Below are 24,563 nucleotides of genomic sequence, written 5' to 3'. Positions count from 1 at the left end.
CGTTAGATAAGTACTCGCTCCGGAGTTTCAGTCGCCACGTTCTCCGCACGCGGATTCCGCGGATCCTGCGTCCAGTTCATATACGGCTTGCCAGTCTGCTGCGGCACCATGGTGATGCATGCCTCCACCGGACAGGTGATCTCGCACAGGTTGCAGCCGATGCATTCATCCTTGATCACCTCGTAAGTGCGCTCCTCGGTCTCGCTGACCAGCCGCGCGATGGCCTGGTGCGAAGTGTCCTCGCAGGCGACATAGCACTTGCCGCACTTGATGCACTTGTCCTGGTCGATCTGCGCGATCACCGCGTAGTTCATGTCCAGGTACTTCCAGTCGGTCGTGTTCGGCACTGCCTTGCCCGAGAACGCGGCGATGTTTGCATAGCCCTTCTCGTCCATCCAGCGCGACAAGCCATCCTTCATCTCCTTGACGATGCCAAAACCGTGCAGCATCGCGGCGGTACACACCTGCACCGAACTGGCGCCAAGCGCGATGAATTCGGCCGCATCGCGCCAGTTGCCGATGCCGCCAATGCCGGAAATCGGCAAACCGTGGGTTTCAGGGTCGCGGGCGATTTCGGCCACCATGTTCAGCGCGATCGGCTTGACCGCCGAACCGCAGTAGCCGCCGTGGGTGCTGGCGTTGCCGACGATCGGGAACGCCACCATGCGGTCGAGGTCGAGGTGGGTGATCGAATTGATCGTATTAATCAGCGACACCGCATCGGCGCCGCCGGCCTTCGCGGCACGCGCCGGCTTGCGCACGTCGGTGATATTTGGTGTCAGCTTGACGATGACCGGCAGGCGCGTGTGCTGCTTGCACCAGCGCGTGACCAGCTCGACGTATTCGGGGACCTGGCCGACGGCCGCGCCCATGCCGCGTTCCGGCATGCCGTGCGGGCAGCCAAAGTTAAGCTCGATGCCGTCCGCGCCGGTCGCCTCGATCTTCGGCAGGATATCGGCCCAGTAATGCTCTTCGCATGGCAGCATCAGCGAGACGATCATCGCGCGGTCGGGCCAGTCCTTCTTCACCTGGGTGATTTCGCGCAGGTTGATTTCCAGGCTGCGGTCGGTGATCAGCTCGATATTGTTAAAGCCGAGGACTTCGCGGTTCTTTCCGTAGTGCGCGGAGTAGCGCGACGAGACGTTGACGGCCGCCGGGTCCTCGCCCAGCGTCTTCCACACCACGCCGCCCCATCCTGCTTCGAAGGCGCGCACCACGTTGTAGGCTTTATCGGTTGGCGGCGCGGAGGCCAGCCAGAATGGGTTCGGCGCCTTGATGCCGCAGAATTCGATGCTCAGGTCAGCCATTATGCAGCCTCCAGTCGGGATTGGATGTCGTTGTGGATGACGATGGCCGCCAGCTTTCCGTGCTGGACCGCCTGCACCGTCAGGTCCTGTCCTGGCGCCACGCAATCGCCGCCGGCATACACGCCCGGCACCGATGTGCGGAACAGGCCGTCGACGCGGATCTTCTCGCCGTCGCGCGACAGCTGCTGCGACATCTGGTCGGACAACGCCGCCGGTTCCATGCCCTGCCCGATCGCCTTGAACACCGCGTCGGCCGCGATTTCAAGGAAGGCGCTGGTGCCAGTCAGCTTGCCGTCCTCCATGCGGGTGCGTTCGAAGCGCATGCCGCGCACGCGCCCGTCATCGTCCAGCAGCACCGCGTCGGGCGCCGCCCAGGTCTTGATGCGCACGAAATTCGCCTTGGCGATTTCCTGTTCGTGATGGGTCGCGCTCATCGACTCCGGACCGCGCCGGTACACCAGGGTCACGTCCTCGGCGCCGAGGCGCTGGATCTGCACGGCCATGTCGATGGCGGTATTACCGGCGCCGATCACGATGGCGCGCTTCGGCACCGGCAGCGTCGACAGATCGTCAGCCTGGCGCAGTGCGGCGATGTATTCGACCGCGGCTGTCAGGCCGGGCGCATCCTCGCCCGTCAGCCCGAGCTGGCGGCTGGCGTTCAGTCCGATGCCGAGGAAGACCGCGTCGTACTGCGCATGCAGGTCCCGCAGCTGGAGGTTGTCGCCGAGCCTGAAACCATTCCGGATCTCGATGCCGCCGATCTGCAGCAGGAACTCGACTTCTTTCTGCGCGAAGTTATCGGTCAGTTTGTATTTGGCGATGCCGTATTCATTCAGGCCGCCCGCTTTTTCGCGCGCCTCGAACACGACGACGTCGTTGCCCAGCATGGCCAGGCGGTGGGCGCACGACAAGCCGGCAGGGCCGGCGCCGACCACCGCGATGGTCTTGCCGGTCGAAGCCGCACGCTGGAACGGATGCGAAGCAAAGGTGGCGTTATCGATTGCGTGGCGCTGCAGCAGGCCGATGGCGACGGGACGCTGCTCCGCGTCGTGGTTGCGCACGCAAGCCTGCTCGCACAGGATCTCGGTCGGGCACACCCGCGCGCACGCGCCGCCCATGATGTTCTGCTTCAGGATGCCGGCGGCGGCCCCATTGATATTACCGTCGTGGATATTGCGGATGAAGCTCGCGACATCGATTTCGGTCGGGCACGCCCGCATGCACGGAGCGTCGTAACAGTACAGGCAGCGCGCAGCTTCGATGGCTGCCTGCCGCTGCGTCAGCGCGGGTGCGAGGTCGGTGAACTGCGCCGACAGCTCGCTGTCGGGCGCCGCGGCTTGCGGCAAGTGCTTGAGAGATTCAATCATGTTCCACCCTGTTTCAAGAACGCTCTTGTTACTTCATCTGCGGGAACGAAAACTCGGCGCCGGCGCTTGCCGTATTCGGCCAGCGCTGCATCACTGCCTTGTGGCGCGTGTAGAAACGCACGCCTTCCGGACCGTATGCGTGATGGTCGCCGAACAGGCTGCGCTTCCATCCGCCGAAACTGTTGAAGGCCATCGGCACCGGCAGCGGCACGTTGACGCCCACCATGCCGACCTGGATCTGGCGCACGAACTCGCGGGCGGTGTGTCCGTCGCGCGTGAAGATGGCCACGCCATTGCCGTACTCGTTGGCATTGATCAGATTGACCGCCGTCGCCACATCCGGCGCGCGCACGATGCACAGCACCGGCCCGAAGATCTCTTCCTTATAGATAGTCATGTCCGCCGTCACGTGGTCGAACAAGGTGCCGCCCACAAAGAAGCCGTTTTCGCGATCGGCCACCTTGCATCCGCGTCCATCGACCAGCAGAGTCGCGCCTTGCTCCACGCCTTCGCCGATCAGCTTCTCGATGCGCTGCTTCGCTGCGGCAGTGACGACCGGGCCCATTTCAGAGTCGTGCGCCATGCCGTCGCCGATCTTCAGTGCGGCGGTGCGTTCGGCCATCGCGCTGGCCAGCTTGTCGCCGGCGTCGCCAACCGCGACCACAACCGAGATCGCCATGCAGCGTTCGCCGGCCGAACCGTAAGCCGCGCCGACCAGCGCGTCGACCGCCATGTCCATGTCGGCGTCCGGCATGACCACCATATGGTTCTTGGCGCCGCCCAATGCCTGCACGCGTTTGCCGGATGCGCTGCCGCGCGAGTAGATGTATTCGGCAATCGGGGTAGAGCCGACAAAACTGAGCGCCTGCACTTCCGGATGATCGAGCAGCGCATCGACGGTGACCTTGTCGCCCTGGATGACGTTGAACACGCCGTCGGGCAGGCCGGCTTCCTTCAGCAGCTTCGCATGCAGCAGCGATGGCGACGGATCGCGTTCGGACGGCTTGAGCACGAAGGTATTCCCGCACGCGATCGCGACCGGGAACATCCACATCGGCACCATGACCGGGAAGTTAAACGGCGTGATGCCGGCGACGACGCCGAGCGGCTGGCGCATCGACCACGCGTCGATGCCGCGCGCGATCTGGTCGGTGAACTCGCCCTTCAGCAGCTGCGGAATGCCGACCGCGAATTCGACCATCTCGATGCCGCGCGCGACTTCGCCCTTGGCGTCGGCGAAGGTCTTGCCGTGTTCGCGCGTGAGCATCGCGGCGAATTCGTCGATGTGCTGCTGGCACAGCTGCAGGTATTTAAACAGCACCCGGGCGCGCGTCAGCGGGGGCGTGGCGGCCCACGATGGAAAGGCTGCTGAAGCCGCGGCGACGGCCGCGTCGACGTCTTCCTTCGTGCCGAGCGCCACGCGCGCACATGGCTCGCCCATCGCAGGGTTGAACACGTCGGCGTGGCGGCCTTTGGTGGTATCCACCTTGGCGCCGTTGATGAAATGGGTAATCGTGTCGAGGTCAGTCATGGTCAGTCCAGGTTTTTCAGTACAGCGGCAAGCTTGCCGAACAATTCGTCGATGTGCTTCTTCTCGATGACGAGCGGTGGCGACAACGCGATGATGTCGCCCGTGGTGCGGATAAGGAGCCCTTCGGCGAACGCCTTCTTGAACGCAGCGAAGGCGCGCGCGCCCGGCTTGCCGGCGATCGGTTCGAGTTCGATACCTGCCACCAGGCCGATGGTGCGGATGTCGATCACATGCGGCAGACCCTTGAGCGAGTGCACCGCGTCGGTCCAGTATTCCAGCATGCCCCTGGCGTTATCGAGGATCTTCTGCTCTTCGAATACCTCCAGCGTGGCCAGCGACGCGGCGCAGGCCAGCGGGTGGCCCGAATAGGTATAGCCGTGGAACAGCTCGATGCCGGCCGGGCAGTCCATGAAGGCATCGTGGATATGCTTCTTGCTGAACACCGCGCCCATTGGCACGACGCCGTTGGTCAGGCCCTTGGCGCAGGTGACCAGGTCCGGCTCGACGTCAAAGTAGTCGAAGGCGAACGGCGTGGTCAGGCGGCCGAAGCCGGTGATCACTTCATCGAAGATCAGCAGGATGCCGTGCTTGGTGCACAGTTCGCGCAGGCGCTTCAGGTAGCCCTTTGGCGGAATCAGCACGCCGGTCGAACCCGCGACAGGTTCGACGATGACGGCGGCGATGGTGGACGCGTCATGCAAGGCCACGATGCGTTCGAGTTCGTCGGCCAGGTTGGCGCCGTGTTCCGGCTCGCAGCGGCTGTACGCGTTCTTCTCGAGGTTGTGGGTGTGCGGCAGGTGGTCGACACCGGGCAGCAGCGGACCGAAGGTTTTGCGGTTGCCGCCGATGCCGCCGACCGAGATGCCGCCGAAGCCGACGCCGTGGTAGCCGCGCTCGCGACCGATCAGGCGCGTGCGGCCGCCCTCGCCGCGTGCGCGGTGGTAGGCCAGCGCCATCTTCAGCGCGGTGTCGACGGCTTCGGAGCCGGAGTTTGTGTAGAACACATGGCCGAAGCGGCGGCCGGTGTAGTCCATCAGCTTTTCAGCGAGGTCGAACGCGGCCGGGTGGCCCATCTGGAAGGTCGGCGCGAAGTCGAGCTGGCCGACCATCTCGCGCACGGCGGCGACAATTTTCGGCTGCGCGTGGCCGCACGGTACGCACCACAGGCCGGCGGTACCGTCCAACACGGAGTTGCCGTCGACGTCCTTGTAATACATGCCTTCGGCGGACACGAGCAGGCGCGGATTGGCCTTGAAATCTCGGTTATTGGTAAACGGCATCCAAAACGACGACATTGATTCTGGGCGGGTCTCATTCATGCTGCTCTCCAGTTTTTACGAGCGAAAAATAATTTACCAGTTGGCAAAATCTTGATGCAATAATAGTAAGCAACACATCAACGGCACAGATACACAAACCGCAAAAGCTGCCAACCGTATTGGTAGCCCAATCTGTACAGTTTTGCGGGTGCCGCAAAAGGAGTTGTGAATGGAAGAATCGGCGGCATCGGATGAGGAATTTCCAACTGGCAGCGGCAAATCGGCCTGGCCCGTGTTGGCGATCGAGCGCAACAAACGCGGCAGCCTGGTCGATCAGATTGTGGCAGCGATCACGCGGATGGTAAACGAGCGCGAATTGCGGATCGGCACGAAAATGCCTTCGGTTAGACAATTCGCAAAGTGTAACGGCATTTCCACTTTCACCGTCGTCGAATCGTACGACCGCCTGCTGAACCTGGGACTGCTGTCCTCGCGCCGCGGTTCCGGATTTTTTGTCGCACGCAATGAGGCCGCGGCGGCTGCGCAACCCCATGTGGTGCCTGCCACCCCGGCCGCCATCGACGCCCTCACCCCCGACCTGTATTCCGGCGTCTCCGATGCGCTCCCAGTCGGCGCCGGCTGGCTGCCGCCCGAATGGTATGGCGAGACCACCATCCTCGACTGCGTGCGCCACGCGATGAAAATCCCGGCCAACCGCCTGCGCGGCTACGGCCACCCGCTCGGCTTTCCGACGCTGCGCCAGCATATGGCCAGCAGCATGGAAGAAGACCTGTTCTCGGTCGAACCGGACCAGATCCTGCTGACCCACGGCGCCACCCACGCCTTCGACCTGATCCTGCGCACGCTGACCAAGCCGGGCGACACTGTACTGGTGGAGGATCCCGGCTACAGCAACCTGCTGTCGCTGATCCGCCACCACGGCTGCATCCCGGTCGGCATCCCGCGTGGCGATGCGGGGCTCGATTTCGACGTTCTCGAAGCGCAGGCGAAAGCCACGCAGCCGAAGCTCATGTTCGTCAACACCGTGCTGCAAAACCCGCTCGGCACCACCCTCAGCCAGGCCCAGGCCCACCGCCTGCTCGGCGTGGCGGAGCAGTTCGATTTCTGGCTGGTGGAAGACGACATCTACCGCGAACTGGCGGCGCGCGGGGAGGCGTCGCTGGCTGCGATGGACGGACTGCGCCGCGTGATCCGGGTCGGCAGTTTTTCGAAGACGCTGTCGCCGGTGCTGCGGGTCGGCTCGATCTGCGCATCGCGCTCGCTGGTGCCTGAACTACTGCGCATCAAAATGCTGACCGGGCTGACCACCTCCGAGATCAACGAGCGCGCCGTGTACCACGCCATCTCCGCGCGTCCTTACAAGCGCATGGTGGAAAAACTGGTGGACCAGTTGCGCTCCGGGCGAGAGCGAACCATCGAGCGCCTGGGTGACGTCGGCATGGCGCCGGTGGCGCGTCCGCGCGGCGGCATGTTCGTCAGCGCCGGCTGGCCGGAAGCGCCGAGCGCACAGTGGAACGGCAAGACGATCGCCGACCGCGCGCTGAAGCAGGGCATCCTGCTGTCCCCCAACGAGTTCTTCATGCTGCGCCAGCCCGAGTCGGTCTGGTTCCGCTTCAATGTAGCCTATGCGGCCGATGCGCCGCTGCTGACCGCGTTCCTGAAATCGGTGCGCGAGGAGATGCATTGACGTCCTCCCCGACCTAATCGTCGGGGATTCCTACAGCTAGCGTCGCACGTCCGCGACGGAGAATATTTAGCGCAGCATTGAGATCACGATCATGTACCGTTCCGCAATCACAGCAACGCCATTCTCTTATTCCAAGGTCTGCGATACCTTTCGGCCGCGAATCGGGAACAGCGCCGCAATCCGAGCAGATCTGGGTGGTGAAACGTTCGTTCACTTCTTCAAACCAGGCGCCATGCTTAACAGCCTTGTACGCCAGTTGTGTGCGGAAGGACGACCAGCCGACATCGTAGACGGACTTCGCCATGCTGGTTTTGGCGAGCGCGGATGCATTGATATTACCGACCACGATATAGTCGAACGCGCCGACGATGGCGCTGGTGCAGGAGTGCAGGTAATGGCGGCGGCGATTGGCAATCCGGGCGTGGATCGCAGCGATCCGCTTCTTCTTACGCGCGCGCTGGGCCACCGCCAGCGCCGCCTCGCTGGCACGGTAGATGTGCGGCGCCGCGATGCGGCTACCGTCGCTCAGTGTGGCCAGGTCTTTCAGGCCAAGATCGATTCCCACAGCGCGCACCGGCAAGCGGGCTGGAGCCGCCTGCACTTCAAGGACGATATTGAGGAACCAGTTGCCGCGCCGGTCGCGCGAGAAGTTGGTCCCATCGGTGATCTTACCCTCGGGCAGCGCGCGCGAATGGAATACGCGGAAGGTATTGCCGGCGAAGCGGAAGGCATTGCCTTCGCGTTTCAGTTCACGTCCTTTCAACGGCACCCAGCCCAGCGACTTCCTGCCGCGATAGCGAAGGTAGGGCCGATGCGACCCGGAGCGCGACTTGGCGTACTGCTGGCATACGTCGTTGACCGTACCCGAGTGAAGGCCAAGCTCCTTGCTGCACCCCGTGGTGAGCTTGATCAGGTCAAAACCGGTATGCCAGCGGCGACCGAAACGCAGTGCGTCCTTTTGCCTGTCGTTACAGTAGTTCCACACGAAGTTGACTGTCCTGGCCTGCTTGTTCAGCAAGCCGGCCAGCGACTTTACGCGGTAACGGTAAACCAGTTTCATCCAGGTTCGACCGCAATCGTCGACCATGGTTCCACACCTACAACCAAGGCATCGACTGCTGCGGCATGTCTTTTTACGGGGCCCGAATTGCTGCGCAATTCGCAGTCGGCTCCTTTCACTCCTCGCCCTGAAGGACGAGGTTTCTCGGAGCAAATCTGATGACCGTCCCCGTCAAACGCCGCGTGATCAACCGCGACAAGCTCGAAGCGGACATCCTCGCCGAAGCCGTGCGCGTGTTCGCCGAATGCGGCTATGAAGGCGCCTCGGTCGCGGCCATCGCCGAAAATGCCGGGCTGTCGAAGCAGAACCTGATGTACTACTTCCCCACCAAGCAGGCCTTGTACGAGCGGGTCCTGGACAGCGTGCTGGATGACTGGCTCGAACGCATGGACAAGCTGGCCGACCGCGAACGCGATCCGCGCGACGTGCTGCGCTCGTACATCCAGGCCAAGATGCGCTTTTCGCGCGAGCAGCCGCTGGCCTCGCGCGTGTATGCGCTCGAAGTGATCGGCGGCGCCCAGCTGTATGGACAGCAGATCCGCGAGCGGGTGGTGCCGCTGCTACGCAAGGATATCGACGTGTTCGAAGGCTGGATCCGCGAGGGCCGCATCGCGCCGGTGAACGCGACGCACCTGCTGTTCGCGATCTGGCACATGACCCAGGCCTACGCGGATTTTTCCGCGCAGATGAACCTTGTGTTGAATCGTGAGCAACTCAGCAGCGACGACTTCGACGATGGCGAAACATTAATTGCAAACATGGTGCTGTCGGCAGTCGCCATCCCTCCCGCCTGAAGGGCGCGCGATTAATCCCGTCCAGCAACCGGTCAACCCTCCTAATATGCATTTCGTCGGACTCGTGTGGATGCTGGCGCGGCCCGGCGTTACAGTGGCCTCATTGATCCATTCCACTGGGAGACCGTAATGAAAAACGCAAGTTTCGACGCCTTTGCCGCCCTGCTCGCCGACATGGGCAACGCATTCATCCGTGCCGGCCGCTACGTGGCGCGCGCCATGGCGTCCATGTCCTGGCCGGCGCTGCTGGTCAGCTGCGTCGCACTGGCACTGGCGATCACCATCATTCCGCTGGCGCTGTTCCTGTTCGTGATCTTCATGACGGCGCGTATGGTGGTCATCGCCTGCGCCAGCCGCAAACGCCGCGGCCCGGCCACGCCATACCGCACCGTCGGCGACGCAGGAGAATAAAATGAGCGCCCGTAGCCTGAACCGGATTGTCGACCTGCTGCGCGAAATCGTGGCGGAGGCCGCGGTGGTGTGGTGGCGCTTCTTCGACTGGCTGGCGATGGTCGAATGGCGCCAGCTGGCGATCATCGCCTTCCTCGTGTTCGCGTTCGGCCTCATGTCAGGTTATTCGGAGCCTGCGATCTGGTTCGTGTTCGTGTCGTTCGGCGTCAAGGTGCTGGCCGGCGGCAAGCGCAAGGCCGAACTGCAGGCCAAGGAGGCGACCAAGCAGGCCGATGTCTCGGAACTGGAGCGCCGCCTGATGGAGGCGCAGATGGCGGCGCTGCAGGCGCAGGTCGAGCCGCACTTCTTGTTCAACACACTGGCCTTGATCGGCCAGCTGATCGAAACCGATCCGCCGCAGGCCGCGCGCATTCACGCGAACCTGATCGAGTACCTGCGCTCGACCCTGCCGCAAATGCGCGCGCCCAACGGCGGCACCCTGCGCCACCAGGTGGAACTGGCGCGCGCCTACCTGGCCATCATGCAGGCGCGGATGAAGGAACGCCTCGAATTCCGCTTCGATGTGCCCGACTATCTCGAGAGCGCCGTGTTCCCGCCGACGATGCTGCAGATCCTGATCGAGAATTCGATCAAGCACGGGCTGGAGCCGAAGATCGCAGGCGGCCGCATCGACGTGCGCGCCACCCTGATCGACGGCACCATGCACGTCGACGTGCAGGACAACGGCATTGGATTTAACATGCATGCAGGAGAAGGCGTCGGCCTGGCCAACATCCGCGAACGCCTGCGGCTGCTGTACGGAAGCCGCGCCGAGCTGGCGATCGAGATGCCGGCCGAAGGCGGCGCGCTGGCCTCGATCCGCGTCCCTTACATCGTTACGGAGAAAGCAGCATGACTGTCACCGCACTGATCGTCGACGACGAATCGCCGATGCGCGACCAGCTGCGCGCGCGGCTGGCCGAGGTGTGGCCGGAACTCGGCATCGCCGGCGAGGCCGCCAACGGCATCGAAGCGATGGAGATGACCGCGCGCCTGAAGCCGGACATCGTCTTCCTCGACATCCGCATGCCCGGCCCCAGCGGCATCGAAACCGCGCGCCAGCTGTACAGCCAGAGCCACGTGGTGTTCGTTACCGCCTACGACCAGTACGCGGTCGAAGCGTTCGAGCACGGCGCGATGGACTACCTGCTCAAGCCAGTCGCGGCCGACCGCCTGCGCCTGACCTGCGACCGCCTGCGCCAGCGCATCGGCAAGCCGCCGGCCGACATCGACCAGAAGCTGGCGGCGCTGGCCCAAATCCTCGAGCGTGGACAGGGCGCGAAGCCGCAGCAGTACCTGCGCTGGATCCAGGCGCAGGTCGGCACCAGCCTGCGCATGATCAGCACCAAAGAAATATTATTCTTCCAGTCGGACGACAAGTACACGCTGGTGCAAACCGCGTCGGCCGAACTCTTGATCCGCAAAACGCTCAAGGAGCTGGCCGACGAACTCGATCCGGACGAGTTCTGGCGCATCCACCGCTCCACCCTGGTGCGTGTGGACGCCATCGTCGAGGTCACGCGCGACGACCGCGGGCGCCAGATGGTCAAACTACGCAATCATCCGCGCGAACTTGAGGTCAGCCGGAATCACGCCAGCCGGTTCCAGCAGATGTGACCCGCAACGGGCGCGCTCCAATCAAATAATGAACTAATATATACCTTGGTTTTCATGTTTGAGAGGAGATTGATATGTCAGTCGCACCCAGGCAAACCAGCTCCAACGTCATCCCCTGCCTTCGCTACCGCGACGCGCCGGCGGCGATCGAATGGCTGTGCGCCACCTTCGGATTCGAGCAGCACCTGGTCGTTCCCGGCGAAGGCAACACCATCGTCCACGCCCAGCTGGCGTTCGGCAACGGCATGATCATGCTCGGCTCTGCCAGCAACGTCGACAGCGAATACGCAAAACTCATCAGGCAGCCCGGCGATATCGGCGGGGCGCAGACCCAGACCGTGTATGTGGTCGTCGAGGACGCCGACGCCGTCTACGGCCGCGTGCTCGACGCGCGCGCGCAGATCGTCATGGACATCAAGGACGAGGATTACGGCGGCCGCGGCTTCAGCTGCCGCGATCCCGAAGGCCACGTCTGGACCTTCGGCACCTACGACCCATTTGCGTAAGAAGGAGAACCGCATGTCCCGCGCAGTCCACTTCGAGATCCAGGCGTCCAATCCGCAGGCGCTGATCGACTACTACACCGGCCTGTTCGGCTGGTCGTTCAACAAATGGGAAGGCGGCGAGTACTGGCTGATCCACACCGGGCCGGAGGAAAAGCCCGGCATCAACGGCGGCCTGCTGCCGCGGCGCGGACCGGTCCCGGAAGCGATGGCGGCGGTGAATGCCTTCGTCATCACGGTCGATGTCGCGGACCTCGATGCGGCGCTGGACAGGGCCGCCGCGGAAGGATCGGGCGGCGCGATTGTCGTTCCTAAAATGCCGGTGCCCGGAATCGGCTGGCTTGGCTACGCCAGGGACCCGGATGGGAACATTTTCGGCATGATGCAAGAAGACCCGGAGGCAGCGTGAACCAGGATGAACAGGATATCCGCCAGTTGATTGAATCGTGGCTTAGCGCCACGCAGGCAGGCGATGTGACGGCGGTGCTGTCGCTGATGGCGGAGGACGCGATGTTCCTGTCTGCAGGCCAGCAGCCGATGGTCGGACGCGACGCGTTCGCGCGCGGCTTGAGCAAAGTGCTGTCGGAACATGTGATCGAATCGACCAGCGAGATAGCGGAGATCGAGGTATCGGGCGATCTGGCGTACTGCCGCACCAAGCTGACGATCACGATTACGTCAAAGCATGGCAATCTGCCGATGCTGCGCAGCGGCGATACACTGTCGATACTGCGCAAGGGCGCGGATGGCAGGTGGGTATTGACGCGGGACGCCAACATGCTGGCTTCCGCCGCCTGAACTGCCATTAACTGTAGGGTGGATGAGCGCGCAGCGCGTAATCCACCCTACGACTTGGCCAACGCCTCGATAAGGGCCTGGCTCTCGACCCGCACCGGCCTGATCCTGATCACATCCCGATACAACGGCGGCATCGCCGCACACACCGCGTCCAGCTCCTGCTGCGGCACGGTCGGCTGCACATATTGGAGCTGCCGTGGATTATGCTCCGGCAGCGGCCCTTCCATGGTCGACCCATACGCGCCCAGGTCCATAAAACCCTGCGCGTCCTTCCCCGGCCCGCGCGCAAACACAAACGTGCCATCGCGCGGATGTGCAAGGTACTGCCCGATCTCCATCTGCTCCTGTGCCGAGGCATCGCGCATCAGCATGTAGCGTAGCTGTGCGTACTGCCGCGTGCATTCCATGAACGCCGTGCAGATCGCCGACTGCGTCCGCCGTCCCGGCACGCACAGGAGAAGATTACCGAAGGCGTCCAGCAGCGCGACAGCATCGCCCCCGCCTCCCTGCTCACTGTCCCTGGCAACAGCGGCGAGCATGAACGGCGCCAGCCCGGCGTCAGGCGCCTGCGGCTCGCACCGATAGGTCAAGGCCTCCGGATACAGGCTGCGGAGCTTGCGCACCAGCGGATGCCAAGGCGCCAGCGTTGCGGGATCGCGCAACTGGTCCTGCGCCACATCGCTGCTGCACAACGCCTGCACCTTTTCTTCGGTCGCCTCGAACGCAAGCGAACACAATGCCTGCGTGCCCTCTGCGATGGTCTTGCCGATAAAGAGCCCGCGCGGCGGCGAGCCCCAGCCCTCGCGGGCGTATGCCGACGCACCCAGCACAGGTGGATAGTAAAACGAACTCGCAGCGCGCGCCCGCAGCGGTTCCGGCAAGGCGGAAAAGCTGCCGTTCGCTTCATAGTTGATACCCGCTTTCGGGTCCATGGCCGCGACGACCACGTTGAATCCTGCCGACAGAATCGCCCCGGTGCACATCGCGCACGGGTCGAGCGACGTGACGATGGTGATTTCTTCCGGCGGCGGCAAAGCGGCGCCCTTCGCGCGCTCGGCGAAATACCAGTCGATCAGCTGGCGTTCGCCGTGCGCGGTCGGGTCGAACACCAGGCCTTCGCGCACGACGTTGTTCTGCAGGGACTTGAGCACGTTTCCCTGCTGATCGAGCAGCAGCCCGCCGACGCCGAACGTCCCTTGCGTCTTGGCGGCTACCGCCTCGTTGGCCGCGATGGCGACCGCGGCCTGTACATCGATGGTTTTCCTCAAAGCTTACTTCTTCAGGTCCCAGCCGCCGAATGCGTTTGGCAGTTGCTCCGCGGCCGTGGTTTCGAAGATGTCGCCCTTCAGGTTGGTCAGCACGACCGCCAGGTCGTTGCCGCCCAACTCGAGGATCACCTGGCGGCAGGCGCCGCACGGTGCGATCGGGCCTTCGGTGTCGCCGATGACTGCCAGCGCGGTGAAGTCGCCCGGCTTGTAGCCGTGCGCGACCGCGCTGAACATCGCCGTGCGTTCGCCGCAGTTGCACAAGCCGTAGGATGCGTTTTCCACATTACAGCCGCGGAAGATACGGCCATCCTTGCACTCCAGCGCCGCGCCGACCTTGAAGTTGGAGTAAGGCGTGTAAGCCAGTTCACGCGCTGCGCGTGCTTCGTCGATCAGTTTTTGGTATTTCATGCTGTTCCTCTTAAGGACGGATGGTGCGGTAGATGATCGGGTTCGGTGCTGGCTTCTGCGCGCCGATCTTGTAGGCAGCCCGCACCTCGCGGACCGCCTGCTCGACTGCTGCCTGCGTGCGTGCGTGGACCATCGCCAGCGGCTGGCCGACGGCGATCGCGTCGCCCAGTTCCGCCAGGCCGGTCAGGCCGACGGCGAAGTCGATCGCGTCTTCCGGACGGCGGCGGCCGCCGCCAAGGCTGACCACGGCCAGGCCGAGGCCGCGCGTGTCGGTCTGGGTCGCAAAGCCGGCTTCCAGTGCAGGAACCGGCACCACGATTGGCGCTTTTTCGAGGTAGGCATCCGGACGCTCGACCAGGTCGGCCGGGCCGCCCAGCGCCGCGACCATGCGCGCGAAGCGCTCGGCCGCTTCACCCGAATCGAGGCCAGCCTGCAGCTTGGCGCGCGCTTCGGTTTCGTTGGCGGCCAGCTTGCCGAGGATGAGCATCTCGGCGCACAGCGCCATCGTCACTTCATGCAGGCGCGCCGGACGCGAACGGCCGGTCAGGTAGTCCATCGCCAGGCGCACTTCAAGCGCGTTGCCGGCGACCGGTCCGAGCGACTCGTTCATCTCGGTCAGCAGGGCCGACGTGCGGGTGCCAGCGCCGTTGCCGACGGCGACAATGCTCTCCGCCAGTTCGACCGATTTTTCGTAGCTTGGCATGAAGGCGCCGGAGCCGACCTTCACGTCCATCACCAGCGCGTCGAGGCCCGCGGCCAGCTTCTTCGACAGGATCGAGCCGGTGATCATCGCCACCGATTCCACCGTCGCGGTGGTGTCGCGGATGCTGTAGAAGCGCTTGTCCGACGGCGCCAGCTGCGCGGTCTGGCCGATGATGGCCACGCCGATATCCTTGACCACCTTGCGGAACAGCTCAGGGTCGGGCACGGTGCAGTAGCCGGGGATCGAATCGAACTTGTCGAGGGTGCCGCCGGTGTGGCCGAGGCCACGGCCGGAGATCATCGGCACGAAGCCGCCGCAGGCAGCGATCATCGGGCCGAGCATCAGCGAGACCACGTCGCCGACGCCGCCGGTGGAGTGCTTGTCGACGACCGGGCCTGGCAGGTTCAGCGAACGCCATTCCATGACCTGGCCGGAATCGCGCATCGCCAGCGTGAAGGCGACGCGTTCGTCCATGTTCATGTCGTTGAAATAGACGGCCATCGCGAACGCGGCGATCTGGCCTTCGGTGACGCTGCCGTCAGGGATGCCGCTGACGAAGAACTTGATTTCTTCTGCGCTCAGGGCGCCGCCATCGCGCTTTTTGCGGATGATTTCTTGGGTTAAAAACATTTTATCAGCTCCAAAACGTCGTTCCCGCGAAAGCGGGAATCCATACGTCGCTGGCATGCAGGGTCAGTATGGATTCCCGCGTTCGCGGGAATGACGGTGTTCGATGTGTCCGGACGTTATACGCCGTACGGAATCCAGACGTTCTTGACCTGGCTTGCGTGCGCCAGCACCGCGCGGCCGCCTGCCTGCTTCGTGTCGAACCAGTCGCGGCCCTTCGCGCCGCCGACCCAGGTGCGCTTGAGCGATGCAGCCGACAGGCGCTCGACTTCCGCGCAGCCTTCGGCCGAACCGTCGTGGCGCCACACCGCGTCCACGTCAGCGTGCGACGCCAGCGTCTTGGCCAGTTCGTCGGCGCTGCCGGTCACGATGTTCAGCGCGCCGCCCGGCAGGTCGGACGTATCCAGCACCTGGTACAGGTCGGTGGCCGACAGCGGGAACGCTTCCGAAGGCACCGCCACAACGCGGTTACCCAGCGCCAGCGCCGGTGCGACCAGCGAGATGAAGCCGAGCAGCGGGTTCTCGTTCGGGCAGATGATGCCGATCACGCCAACCGGCTCGTTCAGCGCGACGGTGATGCCGTGCATCGGCGGCTGGTGCGCCAGGCCGTCGTACTTGTCGGCCCACGCCGCGTAGTAGAACAGGCGCTCGATCGATGCCTGAACTTCGCGCTGCGGGTCTTTCGAACCCGTCATCGCGGCAAGGCGGGCTGCGAATTCGTCAGCGCGGATCGCGAGGTTTTCAGCGATGTAGTACAGCACCTGCGCGCGGTTGTGCGAGGTGGCCTTGGCCCAGCCGGACGCCTTGTGCGCAGCTTCAACCGCGTTACGGATGTCCTTGCGGTTGCCTTCGCCGACGTCGGCGAGGAACTGGCCGCTGGCGCCGTTGATGGCGCGGCTGTAGGCGCCGTCAGGGCGTGCCTGCTTGCCGCCGATGTACAGCTTGGCGGTGCGGTCGATCGCGAACGGTGCATCGCTGTCGGCCTGCTTGGCCTTGCCCGTGGCTTCAACCACAGGCGCGGCCGGGCGTGCATCTTCCGACAGCGCCGTCATGTACTCGTACATGCCTTCGCGGCCGCCTTCACGGCCGAAGCCGGATTCCTTGTATCCGCCGAAGCCGCAGGCTGCGTCGAACTGGTTGGCGGTGTTGATCCATACGACGCCGGCCTTGATCTGCGGCGCGACGTCCAGCGCGAGGCTGATCGACTCGGACCACACGCACGCGGCGAGGCCGTACACGGTGTTGTTCGCCAGCTGGACCGCTTCACCCGGGGTGCGGAAGCTCATCGCCACCAGCACAGGGCCGAAGACTTCGGTCTGCGCGATACCGGCCGACGTCGATGCGCCGGTGATCAGGGTCGGCGGGAACCACGAACCGTCAGCCGGCATTTCGCATGCGGCCGGCTGGTAGATCGTGCAGCCTTCGGCGCGTGCCGATTCGACCAGGCCGTGGATGCGCTGGCGCTGAACCGGATCGACCAGTGCGCCGATGTCCATCGACTTGTCGAGCGGCGAGCCGAGGCGCAGGTTGTCCATGCGCGAACGCAGCTTGGCGTAGAAGCGTTCTTCAATCGATTCCTGCACCAGCAGGCGCGAACCGGCGCAGCAAACCTGGCCCTGGTTGAACCAGATCGAATCGACCAGGCCTTCGACGGCTGCGTCGAGGTCCGCGTCTTCAAAGACGATGAATGGCGATTTGCCGCCCAATTCCAGCGACAGCTTCTTGCCGCTGCCTGCCGTGGCCTGGCGAATGATGCGGCCAACCTCGGTCGAGCCGGTGAAGGCGATCTTGTCGATGCCCGCATGGTTGACGATCGCTTCGCCTACGCGGCCGTCGCCGGTGACGATGTTGACGACGCCTGCCGGTACGCCTGCCTGCTGGCAGATCTCGGCGAACAGCAGCGCGGTCAGCGAAGTGAATTCGGCCGGCTTGAAGACGATGGTGTTACCGGCTGCCATGGCAGGCGCGATTTTCCAGGCCAGCATCAGCAGCGGGAAGTTCCAGGGAACGATCTGGCCGACGACGCCAACGGCGCGGTAGTCGGCGAATTCTTCCGACTGCAGCTGCGCCCAGCCTGCGTGATGATAGAAGTGGCGTGCGGCCAGCGGCAGGTCGGCATCGCGCGTTTCGCGGATGGTCTTGCCGTTGTCGAGGGTTTCGAGCACCGCGAACAGGCGTGCGTGCTTTTGCAGCAGGCGTGCCAGCGCGTACATGACGCGCGCACGGCCATGGCCGCCGAGGGCTACCCAGCCCGGCTGCGCGCGGCGCGCGGCTTCCACGGCGCGGTCGACGTCGCTGCCGGCGGCCTGCGTTACCTGCGCCAGTTCCTTGCCGTCGGCAGGGTTCACCGAAGCGAAGGTGTCTGCCGCCTGCGTCCATGCGTTGTCGATGAACAGGCCGAAGCGGCGCTCATGCTGGTCCAGCCACGCTTGCGTTTCTTTGGTGCTCTCGGGTGCTGGGCCGTAGTCCATAGTCTGAAGAATCTCGTTAATTGTTGGCATGACGAATCCGTGTTTAAGGTTGCGCGTGGCGGTGGCTCGCCGAGTAGTTACCAGTGACGTAGTGTTCGAGCTGGCGCTCGATGTCGGTCAGCAGGCTCGAAGCACCGATGCGGAACAGGTGGGGTTCCAGCCATTCATTGCCCAGTTCTTCCTTCATGACGGTCAGGTACTGCAGCGCGCTCTTCGCGGTGCTGACGCCGCCGGCCGGCTTGTAGCCAACCTGGAAGCCGGTCTGTTCGTAGTATTCGCGGATCGCCCGCACCATCACCAGCGATACCGGGATGGTGGCGTTGACGCCTTCCTTGCCGGTCGAGGTCTTGATGAAGTCGGAGCCCGCCATCATGCAGACCCACGACGCCTTGGCGACGTTTTCGAGCGTGACCAGGTCGCCGGTGGCGAGGATCGCCTTGACGTGGGCATCGCCGCAAGCCTTGCGGTAGGCCAGCATCTCATCGTACAGCGCCGTCCAGTTGCCGGTCAGGACGTGCTGGCGGGTGATGACGATGTCGATTTCGGTGGCGCCTGCGGCGACCGACAGCTCGATCTCGCGCAGCTTGGTCTCTAAACTCGACAGGCCGGCCGGGAACGCGGTCGACACGGCGGCGATCGGCAAGCGGCCGTTCAGTACCTTGAGCGCGGGCGCGATCATCTCGTGGTACACGCACACGGCGCCGGTGGTCAGCCCCTGCACGCCCAGCGCGTCCATCAGGTCGGTGCGCAGCGGGCGCAGCGCCTTCATGCACAGGCGCTCGACGCGGCCCGGCGTATCGTCGCCGCCGAGGGTGGTCAGGTCGATGCACTGGATCGCCTTGACCAGCCACGCAGCCTGGTATTCCTTCTTGACGGTGCGGCGGTTCGCCAGGCTGGCGGCGCGGCGGTCGGCGGCGTTGCGGTTGACTTTGATCTGGTTGACCCAGCCGAGGTCGAGGCCGGCGGCCTCATTGCGTTTGAATGCGGAGTTATGGGTCATAGCAGACTGGTTCCGTTGGAAAGTGGTGTGACGCCGAGATGCCTGGCCAGCGTGGCGCCGATGTCGGCGAAGGTTTCGGAGATCGGCAGTTCCTGCGGCTTGACAGCCGGGCCGAAGAAAATCATCGGGATGTGTTCGCGGGTATGGTCCGAACCAGGCCAGCTCGGGTCGCAGCCGTGGTCGGCGGTGACGACAACCATGTCGCCCTCCTTCAGTTTGGCGATGAACTCCGGCAGGCGCGCGTCGAGTTCGTGCAGCGCGTTCGAGTAGCCCTTGATGTCGCGGCGGTGGCCGAACATCATGTCGAAGTCGACGAAGTTCACGAAGGTCAGCGACTTGTCGCCGACTTCATCGGTGACCTTCAGCAGCGCGTCGAACAAGGCCATGTTGTCGGCGCCCTTGACCATGCGCGACACGCCCTGGGCTGCGAAGATATCGCTGATCTTGCCCAGCGCGACAACCTCGCCGCCCTCTTCCTTGACGTGGTCGAGCAGCGTCTTGGCTGGCGGCGGCACCGCGTAGTCGTGGCGGTTGCTGGTGCGGCGATAGTCGCCGTTCGCGCCGACGAACGGGCGCGCGATGACGCGGCCGATGTTGTACGGCTTGACCAGCTCATACGCCGCTTCGCACATCGCGTACAGCTTGTCGAGGCCGAAGTGCTCTTCGTGGGCCGCGATCTGGAACACCGAGTCGGACGAGGTGTACAGGATCGGCTTGCCGGTGGCGACGGATTCGTCGCCGTGCAGGTTGATGATCTCGGTGCCCGATGCGTGGCAGTTGCCGAGGAAGCCAGGCACGCCGCTCAGTTGCTGCAGCTTGTCGGTCAGCTCTTTCGGGAACGACGGCACGGTGCGCGGGAAGTAGCCCCAGTCGAAATCGACCGGCACGCCGGCGATTTCCCAGTGGCCGCTCTGGGTGTCCTTGCCGGTCGAGCGCTCGCGCGCCGCGCTCCAGGCGCCGGTGAAGCCGTCGCGCTGGTCGAAGCCGGCGGCCCACTCGCCGCTCGCCTTGTGGGCGGCAGCCGCGAGGCCGAGGCGTTCCAGGTTAGGCAGCGACATCGGCTTGCCTTCTTTGGCGGCCCACTCGGCGATATGGCCGAAGGTGTTGGCGCCGACGTCGCCGTAGGTGACGGCGTCCGGCGTGGCCCCGAGGCCGAATGAGTCAAGCAGGAGGATGAATGCGCGGGACATGGTATCGCTCGATATAAAAATGGGTCAGGTTGCGGCGCGTGGCTCTTTCGCCACGCGTGCCAGGAACGCCAGGATCAGCGCGACCAGGTCCTTGGCGCCGATGGAGGCGTACTTCAGGGTCTGCTCGTGCGACAGCTGGAACGGCGACAGGCCTTCGGCCAGGTTGGTGATAACCGAAACGCCGGCCACCCTCAGGCCGCAGTGGCGCGCCGAAATCACTTCAGGCACCACCGACATGCCGACCGTGTCGGCGCCCAGGCGCGACATCATGCGGATCTCGGCGGCGGTTTCGAAGTTAGGGCCAGGGTAGGCGACGAACACGCCTTCGTGCAGCGTGATGCCGTTTGCCGCGGCGGTGTCCTTGACGACGTTGCGGATGTCCGCGTCGTAGGCGTTGGACATGCTAAAGAAGCGCGGACCGAAGCGGTCGTCGTTCGCGCCGATCATCGGGGTGCCCGGCAGCAGGTTGATATGGTCGGTGATGACCACCAGGCTGCCCGCGTCGACTTCAGGACGCAGCGAACCGGCGGCATTGGTCACGAACAGCATCTCGCAGCCGAGCAGCTTCATGGTGCGCACGGCGCTGGTCATCACGCCCATGCCGTAGCCTTCGTAGAAGTGGCCGCGGCCCTTCATGCATGCCACCTCCACGCCCGCCAGCGTGCCGAGCACCAGTTCGCCGGCGTGGCCGTGCACGGTGCTGATCGGGAAGCCTGGCAGTTCGTCGAAGCCGATCGAAACGGCGTCGGTCATCTGCTCGGCCAGCACGCCCAGTCCGGAACCGAGGATCATGGCCACGCGCGGCGCGAAACCGGGCTTGCGGGCTTTGATGATATCGACGGCTTCAAAAGGGGTATTGTTGGACATGGTCTTCCTTGATGTTTTCGGCGTTGAGGTGGTAGCGGCCCGGTCGTGCCGGTCATGCGAATACGGCAGTCGCCGGACACATGGGTCCGTACTGCGGTAGTGGGAATGGGCTTGCTAGACATTATAACTATGCATTATTCTCGATATGTATGGCAAATACCATTTTTCTTCACTATTTATATGGCTGAGATATAAATAGTCGAGATCGCCCTGTTGCGGTCAGCCAGGGCTCAACAATCAATGCGGGCGCAGCCGGGGCGGCGGCGCCAGTTTGGCCGGATCAGCGTCCCTGCGGACGGTGCAGCTTGGTCGAGCTGTCGTTTTCGCGCGCATCCTTGATGCGGACATCGTCGCCGGCGTTCGCGCCGGTCTTGACGTCGTCATTGTGCAGGCGCTCGTTGCGCTCGCGCTGGATCTCGGCCTCGATGCGGGAATTCGGCTGGAGGCCGGCAGTGGTCTTGTTCATCATGTTCCTGGCAGTATATGGCGGCGTCCATCAAGTATCTGGATTTATTCCCGGCCCAACCGTTCGTTTGCCCACAGATTGGTGCAGCCGGTGGGAAAAGTCGATTGACTTCGCGCAAACAAATGTCTACCATTTCAAACACTTGTTTAACGACTGCTCATGTGACCGACCTTTCCAAAAAGGACCAGTTGTTCGAACTGATCCGCGCAAACCCTTTCATCTCGCAGCACGACCTCGGCGTGCAGCTCGGCTTGTCGCGTTCCGCCGTCGCCGGCCACATCGCGGGCCTGATCCGCGAACGCCGCCTGCTCGGCCGGGCCTATGTGCTGGCCGACCGGCGCGCCATCATGTGCATCGGCGCGGCCAACCTCGACCGCAAGCTGCGCTCCCTCGGCGCCGTCCAGATGGGCACCTCGAACCCGGCCCGCCAGCACGAGTCGTTCGGCGGCGTCGCCCGCAACATCGCCGAGAACCTGGCGCGCCTCGGCACGCCGGCCGGCCTGATCACGGCGGTCGGCGATGACGCATCCGGCGCCGCGCTGATGGCGCAGGCCGAAGCCGTCGGTATCGACACGGGCGGCAGCCTGCGGTTGGCCGGCACCGGCAGCGGCACCTACACCGCGGTGCTCGACCAGCAAGGCGACATGCTGCTGGCCCTCGCCGACATGGCCCTGTACGACCAGCTCACGCCGGACGCCCTCTCCCGCACGCAGCAGCAGCGCGCCAACGCTGCGCTCACCGTGGCCGACATGAACCTTCCGATCGACACGCTGCGGTCGCTCCTCGACGATGCCGAGCGCTTCGGCGTGCCGCTCATCGTGGTCGCCGTGTCGCAGCCGAAAATGGACCGCCTGCCCGCCAGCCTGGCCGGCGTTCGCCTGTTGATCCTGAACGAAGGCGAACTGGAAACGCGGGTCGGCCACGCGGTCGGCTCCGCTGCCGCGCTGGCGACAGCCTGCGCCACGATCCAGGCGCAGGGCGCGCAAGACATCATCGTCACGCGCGGCGCCCGCGGCGTCAGCCACACCAGCCCAGGCGGCATCGCCCACCTTGACGCCCTCGACGCCACCGTCGTCGACGTAACCGGCGCGGGCGACGCCTTCGCAGCGGCCGTCAGCTGGACCCTTTACCAGGGCAGCGACGACCTCGCCCTCGCGTGCCGCCGCGGCCTGGTCCTGTCCGCGATGACCGTGGCCTGCGCCCAGACCGTCTGCCCTTCCCTCGCCCCCGATACGCTCGACGCGATCGCGGCCCCCCTTCCCACGGCGGACGGCCAGCCGTTCAACGCCCTTTACCAGGAATGACCATGCACCAGTTTCTAATGTTCTCCCCAGAAGTCGCAGCGGCACGCTCCGCCGGCAAGCCAGTCGTAGCGCTCGAATCGACCATCATCTCGCACGGCATGCCGTACCCGCAAAACGTCACCACGGCGAAGGAAGTCGAGCAGATCATCCGCGACGCCGGCGCCGTGCCTGCCACCATCGCCATCATCGAAGGCAAAATCTGCATCGGCCTGTCCGAAGAACAGCTGGAGCTGCTCGGTAATTCGCCCGACGCGATGAAGGTCAGCCGGCGCGACCTGCCGTTCGTCCTGTCGACCCGCAAGCTGGGCGCCACCACCGTGGCCGCGACCATGATCTGCGCGGCGCTGGCCGGCATCCGCGTATTCGTCACCGGCGGCATCGGCGGCGTGCACCGCGGCGCGGAAACCAGCTTCGACATCTCGGCCGACCTGCAGGAACTGGCGCAAACCAGCGTTGCCGTGGTCTGCGCGGGCGTCAAATCGATCCTCGACATCGGCCTCACGCTCGAATACCTTGAGACCCATGGCGTACCGGTGATCAGTGTCGGCCAGCCGGGCTTCCCGGCGTTCTTCACGCGCGACAGCGGCTACAAGGCCGACTTCCAGCTCGACACCGCGCTGGAGCAGGCGGCCTTCATCAACACCAAATGGCAGCTTGGCCTGCGCGGCGGCGTCGTCGTCAGCAATCCGGTGCCCGAGATGTTCGCGATGCCGAAAGCCGAAATCGACGACATCACCGAACAGGCGCTCGACGAGGCCGACAAGGGCGGCGTCACGGGCAAGGCAGTCACGCCTTTCCTGCTAAACCGCATCAAGCAGCTCACCGAAGGCCGAAGCCTGATGACAAACATCGCCCTGGTGAAGCACAATGCACTGGTTGGCGCCAAGCTGGCGGCCGCAATGCACGACCTGCCGGGAATGCAGCCAATCTGACCAGGAAACACCGTAATGTCGATCGACCTCAAGCAGCTGAAGTACTTCCTCGCCGTCGCTGAAGAAAAAAGCTTCAGCCGTGCGGCTGAACGCCTGCACATCTCGCAGCCTCCGCTGTCGCAGCAGATCATGAAGCTGGAGAGCGAACTTGGCGTGAAGCTGTTCGCCCGCACCACCCGCACCTTTGAGCTGACGGTGGCGGGCAAGGCGCTGATGGGCGAAGCGTCCGACATGCTGGCCAAGATGCGGATGACGATCGACACGATCCGCCAGATCGACCGTGGTGAAGTCGGCCGGCTGCGGGTCGGCATCGTGGGGTCCGCGATGTGGGGCCCGATCCCGAGCCTGCTGGAAGAATTCCAGACCAAATTCCCGCGCGTGACGTGGACGCTGCACGAGCTGGGCCCGACCGTCCAATATGAAGCGCTGCGCGCCAAGCAGATCGACGTTGGATTCTGGCGCGAGCCGAAGATGAACGACGACGAGCTAAGGAACGACAACCTGCGCCAGGAGCTGTGCTTCCGCGAGAACGTGTGCGTGGCGGTGAACGAGCACCACCCGCTGGCCACGCGTCCGCACATCGAGCTGACGGACCTGGCCAACGAGCCAATGCTGACCCTGGCCCTCGACAAGTCGGCCTTCCCGCGCTACCTGATCCAGTGCTGCGTCAACGCGGGCTTCCAGCCGACGATTTTCCAGGAAGCGAACGAGCCGCAGACCTTGCTGGCGATGGTCGGCGTCGGCCTTGGCGTCGCGCTGATGCCCGAGACGACCGGCAGGATCGGCTGGCCGGGCGTACGCTTCCTGCCCATCAAAACCAATCCGCCGTCGGCAAACCTGTACATTGCATACACGACGCAGGATGACGCACCGGTCATACGCGCATTCCTGAATATCCTGAATCCCACACCGCCTTAGCCCACCAGCAGCCGA

General features: G+C 64.3%; 24 protein-coding genes. 11 read left to right on the top strand and 13 right to left on the bottom strand.

Annotated features, from left to right (window positions below):
- Positions 1 to 2: 2 nt before the first annotated feature.
- From preA to aptA, 4 genes are read right to left on the bottom strand one after another with little or no spacing between them, the layout of a single operon-like run.
- Entirely contained in the window at positions 3 to 1,307 is a 1,305-nt protein-coding gene (preA, locus tag HHL21_RS16595; RefSeq protein ID WP_169467852.1) for an NAD-dependent dihydropyrimidine dehydrogenase subunit PreA, read from the bottom strand.
- A complete protein-coding gene (locus HHL21_RS16590) occupies positions 1,307 to 2,674 on the bottom strand; it encodes an NAD(P)-dependent oxidoreductase (protein ID WP_169467850.1) in 1,368 nt (455 codons plus the stop codon). Before HHL21_RS16590 ends, preA begins: the two co-directional genes overlap by 1 nt.
- A 28-nt stretch (positions 2,675 to 2,702) precedes the next feature.
- A complete protein-coding gene (locus tag HHL21_RS16585; RefSeq protein WP_169467848.1) occupies positions 2,703 to 4,205 on the bottom strand; it encodes a CoA-acylating methylmalonate-semialdehyde dehydrogenase in 1,503 nt (500 codons plus the stop codon).
- 2 nt (positions 4,206 to 4,207) lie between these two features.
- Positions 4,208 to 5,524, bottom strand: a complete 1,317-nt coding sequence (gene aptA, locus HHL21_RS16580) for an omega-aminotransferase AptA (RefSeq protein ID WP_169467846.1) — start codon at positions 5,522 to 5,524, stop codon at positions 4,208 to 4,210.
- Positions 5,525 to 5,693: 169 nt separating this feature from the next.
- Between aptA and HHL21_RS16575 the strand changes: the two genes are divergently transcribed.
- A complete protein-coding gene (locus HHL21_RS16575) occupies positions 5,694 to 7,172 on the top strand; it encodes an aminotransferase-like domain-containing protein (RefSeq protein ID WP_169467844.1) in 1,479 nt (492 codons plus the stop codon).
- Positions 7,173 to 7,185: 13 nt separating this feature from the next.
- Here the strand turns inward: HHL21_RS16575 and HHL21_RS16570 are convergent, their stop codons facing one another.
- Positions 7,186 to 8,232 carry an RNA-guided endonuclease InsQ/TnpB family protein gene (locus HHL21_RS16570; protein ID WP_169467842.1) on the bottom strand — a complete coding sequence of 349 codons (1,047 nt, stop codon included), beginning with the start codon at positions 8,230 to 8,232 and terminating at the stop codon, positions 7,186 to 7,188.
- 158 nt (positions 8,233 to 8,390) lie between these two features.
- Here HHL21_RS16570 and HHL21_RS16565 point away from each other — a divergent pair, with 158 nt between their 5' ends.
- The 7 genes from HHL21_RS16565 (at position 8,391) to HHL21_RS16535 (ending at position 12,394) form a co-directional block, all read left to right on the top strand.
- Complete coding sequence (locus HHL21_RS16565; protein ID WP_169467840.1) at positions 8,391 to 9,026, top strand: TetR/AcrR family transcriptional regulator; 636 nt, start codon at positions 8,391 to 8,393, stop codon at positions 9,024 to 9,026.
- Between the two features lie 129 nt (positions 9,027 to 9,155).
- Positions 9,156 to 9,437 (top strand): hypothetical protein, encoded by a 282-nt coding sequence (locus HHL21_RS16560; RefSeq protein ID WP_169467838.1) that lies wholly within the window; start codon positions 9,156 to 9,158, stop codon positions 9,435 to 9,437.
- A 1-nt stretch (position 9,438) separates the two neighbouring features.
- Positions 9,439 to 10,332: a sensor histidine kinase gene (locus HHL21_RS16555; RefSeq protein ID WP_169467836.1), complete on the top strand. Its 894-nt coding sequence runs from the start codon at positions 9,439 to 9,441 to the stop codon at positions 10,330 to 10,332.
- Positions 10,329 to 11,093: a LytR/AlgR family response regulator transcription factor gene (locus HHL21_RS16550; protein WP_169467834.1), complete on the top strand. Its 765-nt coding sequence runs from the start codon at positions 10,329 to 10,331 to the stop codon at positions 11,091 to 11,093. Before HHL21_RS16555 ends, HHL21_RS16550 begins: the two co-directional genes overlap by 4 nt.
- A gap of 74 nt (positions 11,094 to 11,167) precedes the next feature.
- The gene (locus HHL21_RS16545; RefSeq protein ID WP_169467832.1) at positions 11,168 to 11,599 is read left to right on the top strand and encodes a VOC family protein; all 432 of its coding nucleotides are present in this window, start codon (positions 11,168 to 11,170) and stop codon (positions 11,597 to 11,599) included.
- Positions 11,600 to 11,612: 13 nt separating this feature from the next.
- Positions 11,613 to 12,005 (top strand): VOC family protein, encoded by a 393-nt coding sequence (locus HHL21_RS16540; RefSeq protein ID WP_169467831.1) that lies wholly within the window; start codon positions 11,613 to 11,615, stop codon positions 12,003 to 12,005.
- Positions 12,002 to 12,394, top strand: coding sequence for a YybH family protein (locus HHL21_RS16535; protein WP_169467829.1), 393 nt, complete (start codon positions 12,002 to 12,004; stop codon positions 12,392 to 12,394). Before HHL21_RS16540 ends, HHL21_RS16535 begins: the two co-directional genes overlap by 4 nt.
- A gap of 47 nt (positions 12,395 to 12,441) precedes the next feature.
- Here the strand turns inward: HHL21_RS16535 and HHL21_RS16530 are convergent, their stop codons facing one another.
- From HHL21_RS16530 to HHL21_RS16495, 8 genes are all read right to left on the bottom strand, one after another.
- The gene (locus tag HHL21_RS16530; protein WP_169467827.1) at positions 12,442 to 13,662 is read right to left on the bottom strand and encodes a nucleoside deaminase; all 1,221 of its coding nucleotides are present in this window, start codon (positions 13,660 to 13,662) and stop codon (positions 12,442 to 12,444) included.
- Between the two features lie 3 nt (positions 13,663 to 13,665).
- Entirely contained in the window at positions 13,666 to 14,070 is a 405-nt protein-coding gene (locus HHL21_RS16525) for a cytidine deaminase (protein ID WP_169467826.1), read from the bottom strand.
- 10 nt (positions 14,071 to 14,080) lie between these two features.
- Entirely contained in the window at positions 14,081 to 15,403 is a 1,323-nt protein-coding gene (gene deoA / locus HHL21_RS16520) for a thymidine phosphorylase (RefSeq protein ID WP_169467824.1), read from the bottom strand.
- Between the two features lie 116 nt (positions 15,404 to 15,519).
- Positions 15,520 to 17,901: an aldehyde dehydrogenase family protein gene (locus HHL21_RS16515; protein WP_370659745.1), complete on the bottom strand. Its 2,382-nt coding sequence runs from the start codon at positions 17,899 to 17,901 to the stop codon at positions 15,520 to 15,522.
- Between the two features lie 13 nt (positions 17,902 to 17,914).
- Complete coding sequence (gene deoC, locus HHL21_RS16510; protein ID WP_169467822.1) at positions 17,915 to 18,871, bottom strand: deoxyribose-phosphate aldolase; 957 nt, start codon at positions 18,869 to 18,871, stop codon at positions 17,915 to 17,917.
- Entirely contained in the window at positions 18,868 to 20,061 is a 1,194-nt protein-coding gene (locus HHL21_RS16505; RefSeq protein WP_169467820.1) for a phosphopentomutase, read from the bottom strand. The genes deoC and HHL21_RS16505 overlap by 4 nt, the downstream gene beginning before the upstream one ends.
- 24 nt (positions 20,062 to 20,085) lie before the next feature.
- The gene (gene xapA, locus HHL21_RS16500; RefSeq protein ID WP_169467818.1) at positions 20,086 to 20,928 is read right to left on the bottom strand and encodes a xanthosine phosphorylase; all 843 of its coding nucleotides are present in this window, start codon (positions 20,926 to 20,928) and stop codon (positions 20,086 to 20,088) included.
- Between the two features lie 280 nt (positions 20,929 to 21,208).
- Positions 21,209 to 21,394 carry a hypothetical protein gene (locus tag HHL21_RS16495; protein ID WP_169467816.1) on the bottom strand — a complete coding sequence of 62 codons (186 nt, stop codon included), beginning with the start codon at positions 21,392 to 21,394 and terminating at the stop codon, positions 21,209 to 21,211.
- A gap of 161 nt (positions 21,395 to 21,555) precedes the next feature.
- Between HHL21_RS16495 and HHL21_RS16490 the strand changes: the two genes are divergently transcribed.
- Genes HHL21_RS16490 through HHL21_RS16480 form a run of 3 tightly spaced genes read left to right on the top strand, consistent with a single transcriptional unit; the run spans position 21,556 to position 24,548 of the window.
- Positions 21,556 to 22,698: a carbohydrate kinase family protein gene (locus HHL21_RS16490; RefSeq protein ID WP_169467814.1), complete on the top strand. Its 1,143-nt coding sequence runs from the start codon at positions 21,556 to 21,558 to the stop codon at positions 22,696 to 22,698.
- 2 nt (positions 22,699 to 22,700) lie between these two features.
- Positions 22,701 to 23,630 (top strand): pseudouridine-5'-phosphate glycosidase, encoded by a 930-nt coding sequence (locus HHL21_RS16485; protein ID WP_169467812.1) that lies wholly within the window; start codon positions 22,701 to 22,703, stop codon positions 23,628 to 23,630.
- A gap of 15 nt (positions 23,631 to 23,645) precedes the next feature.
- Positions 23,646 to 24,548: a LysR family transcriptional regulator gene (locus HHL21_RS16480; RefSeq protein WP_169467810.1), complete on the top strand. Its 903-nt coding sequence runs from the start codon at positions 23,646 to 23,648 to the stop codon at positions 24,546 to 24,548.
- The last annotated feature ends 15 nt before the right edge of the window (positions 24,549 to 24,563 follow it).

Source organism: Massilia polaris (assembly GCF_012927275.1).
In the GTDB taxonomy this organism is placed as follows: domain Bacteria; phylum Pseudomonadota; class Gammaproteobacteria; order Burkholderiales; family Burkholderiaceae_D; genus Telluria_A; species Telluria_A polaris.
This window is presented reverse-complemented; position numbering and strand designations above follow the sequence as displayed.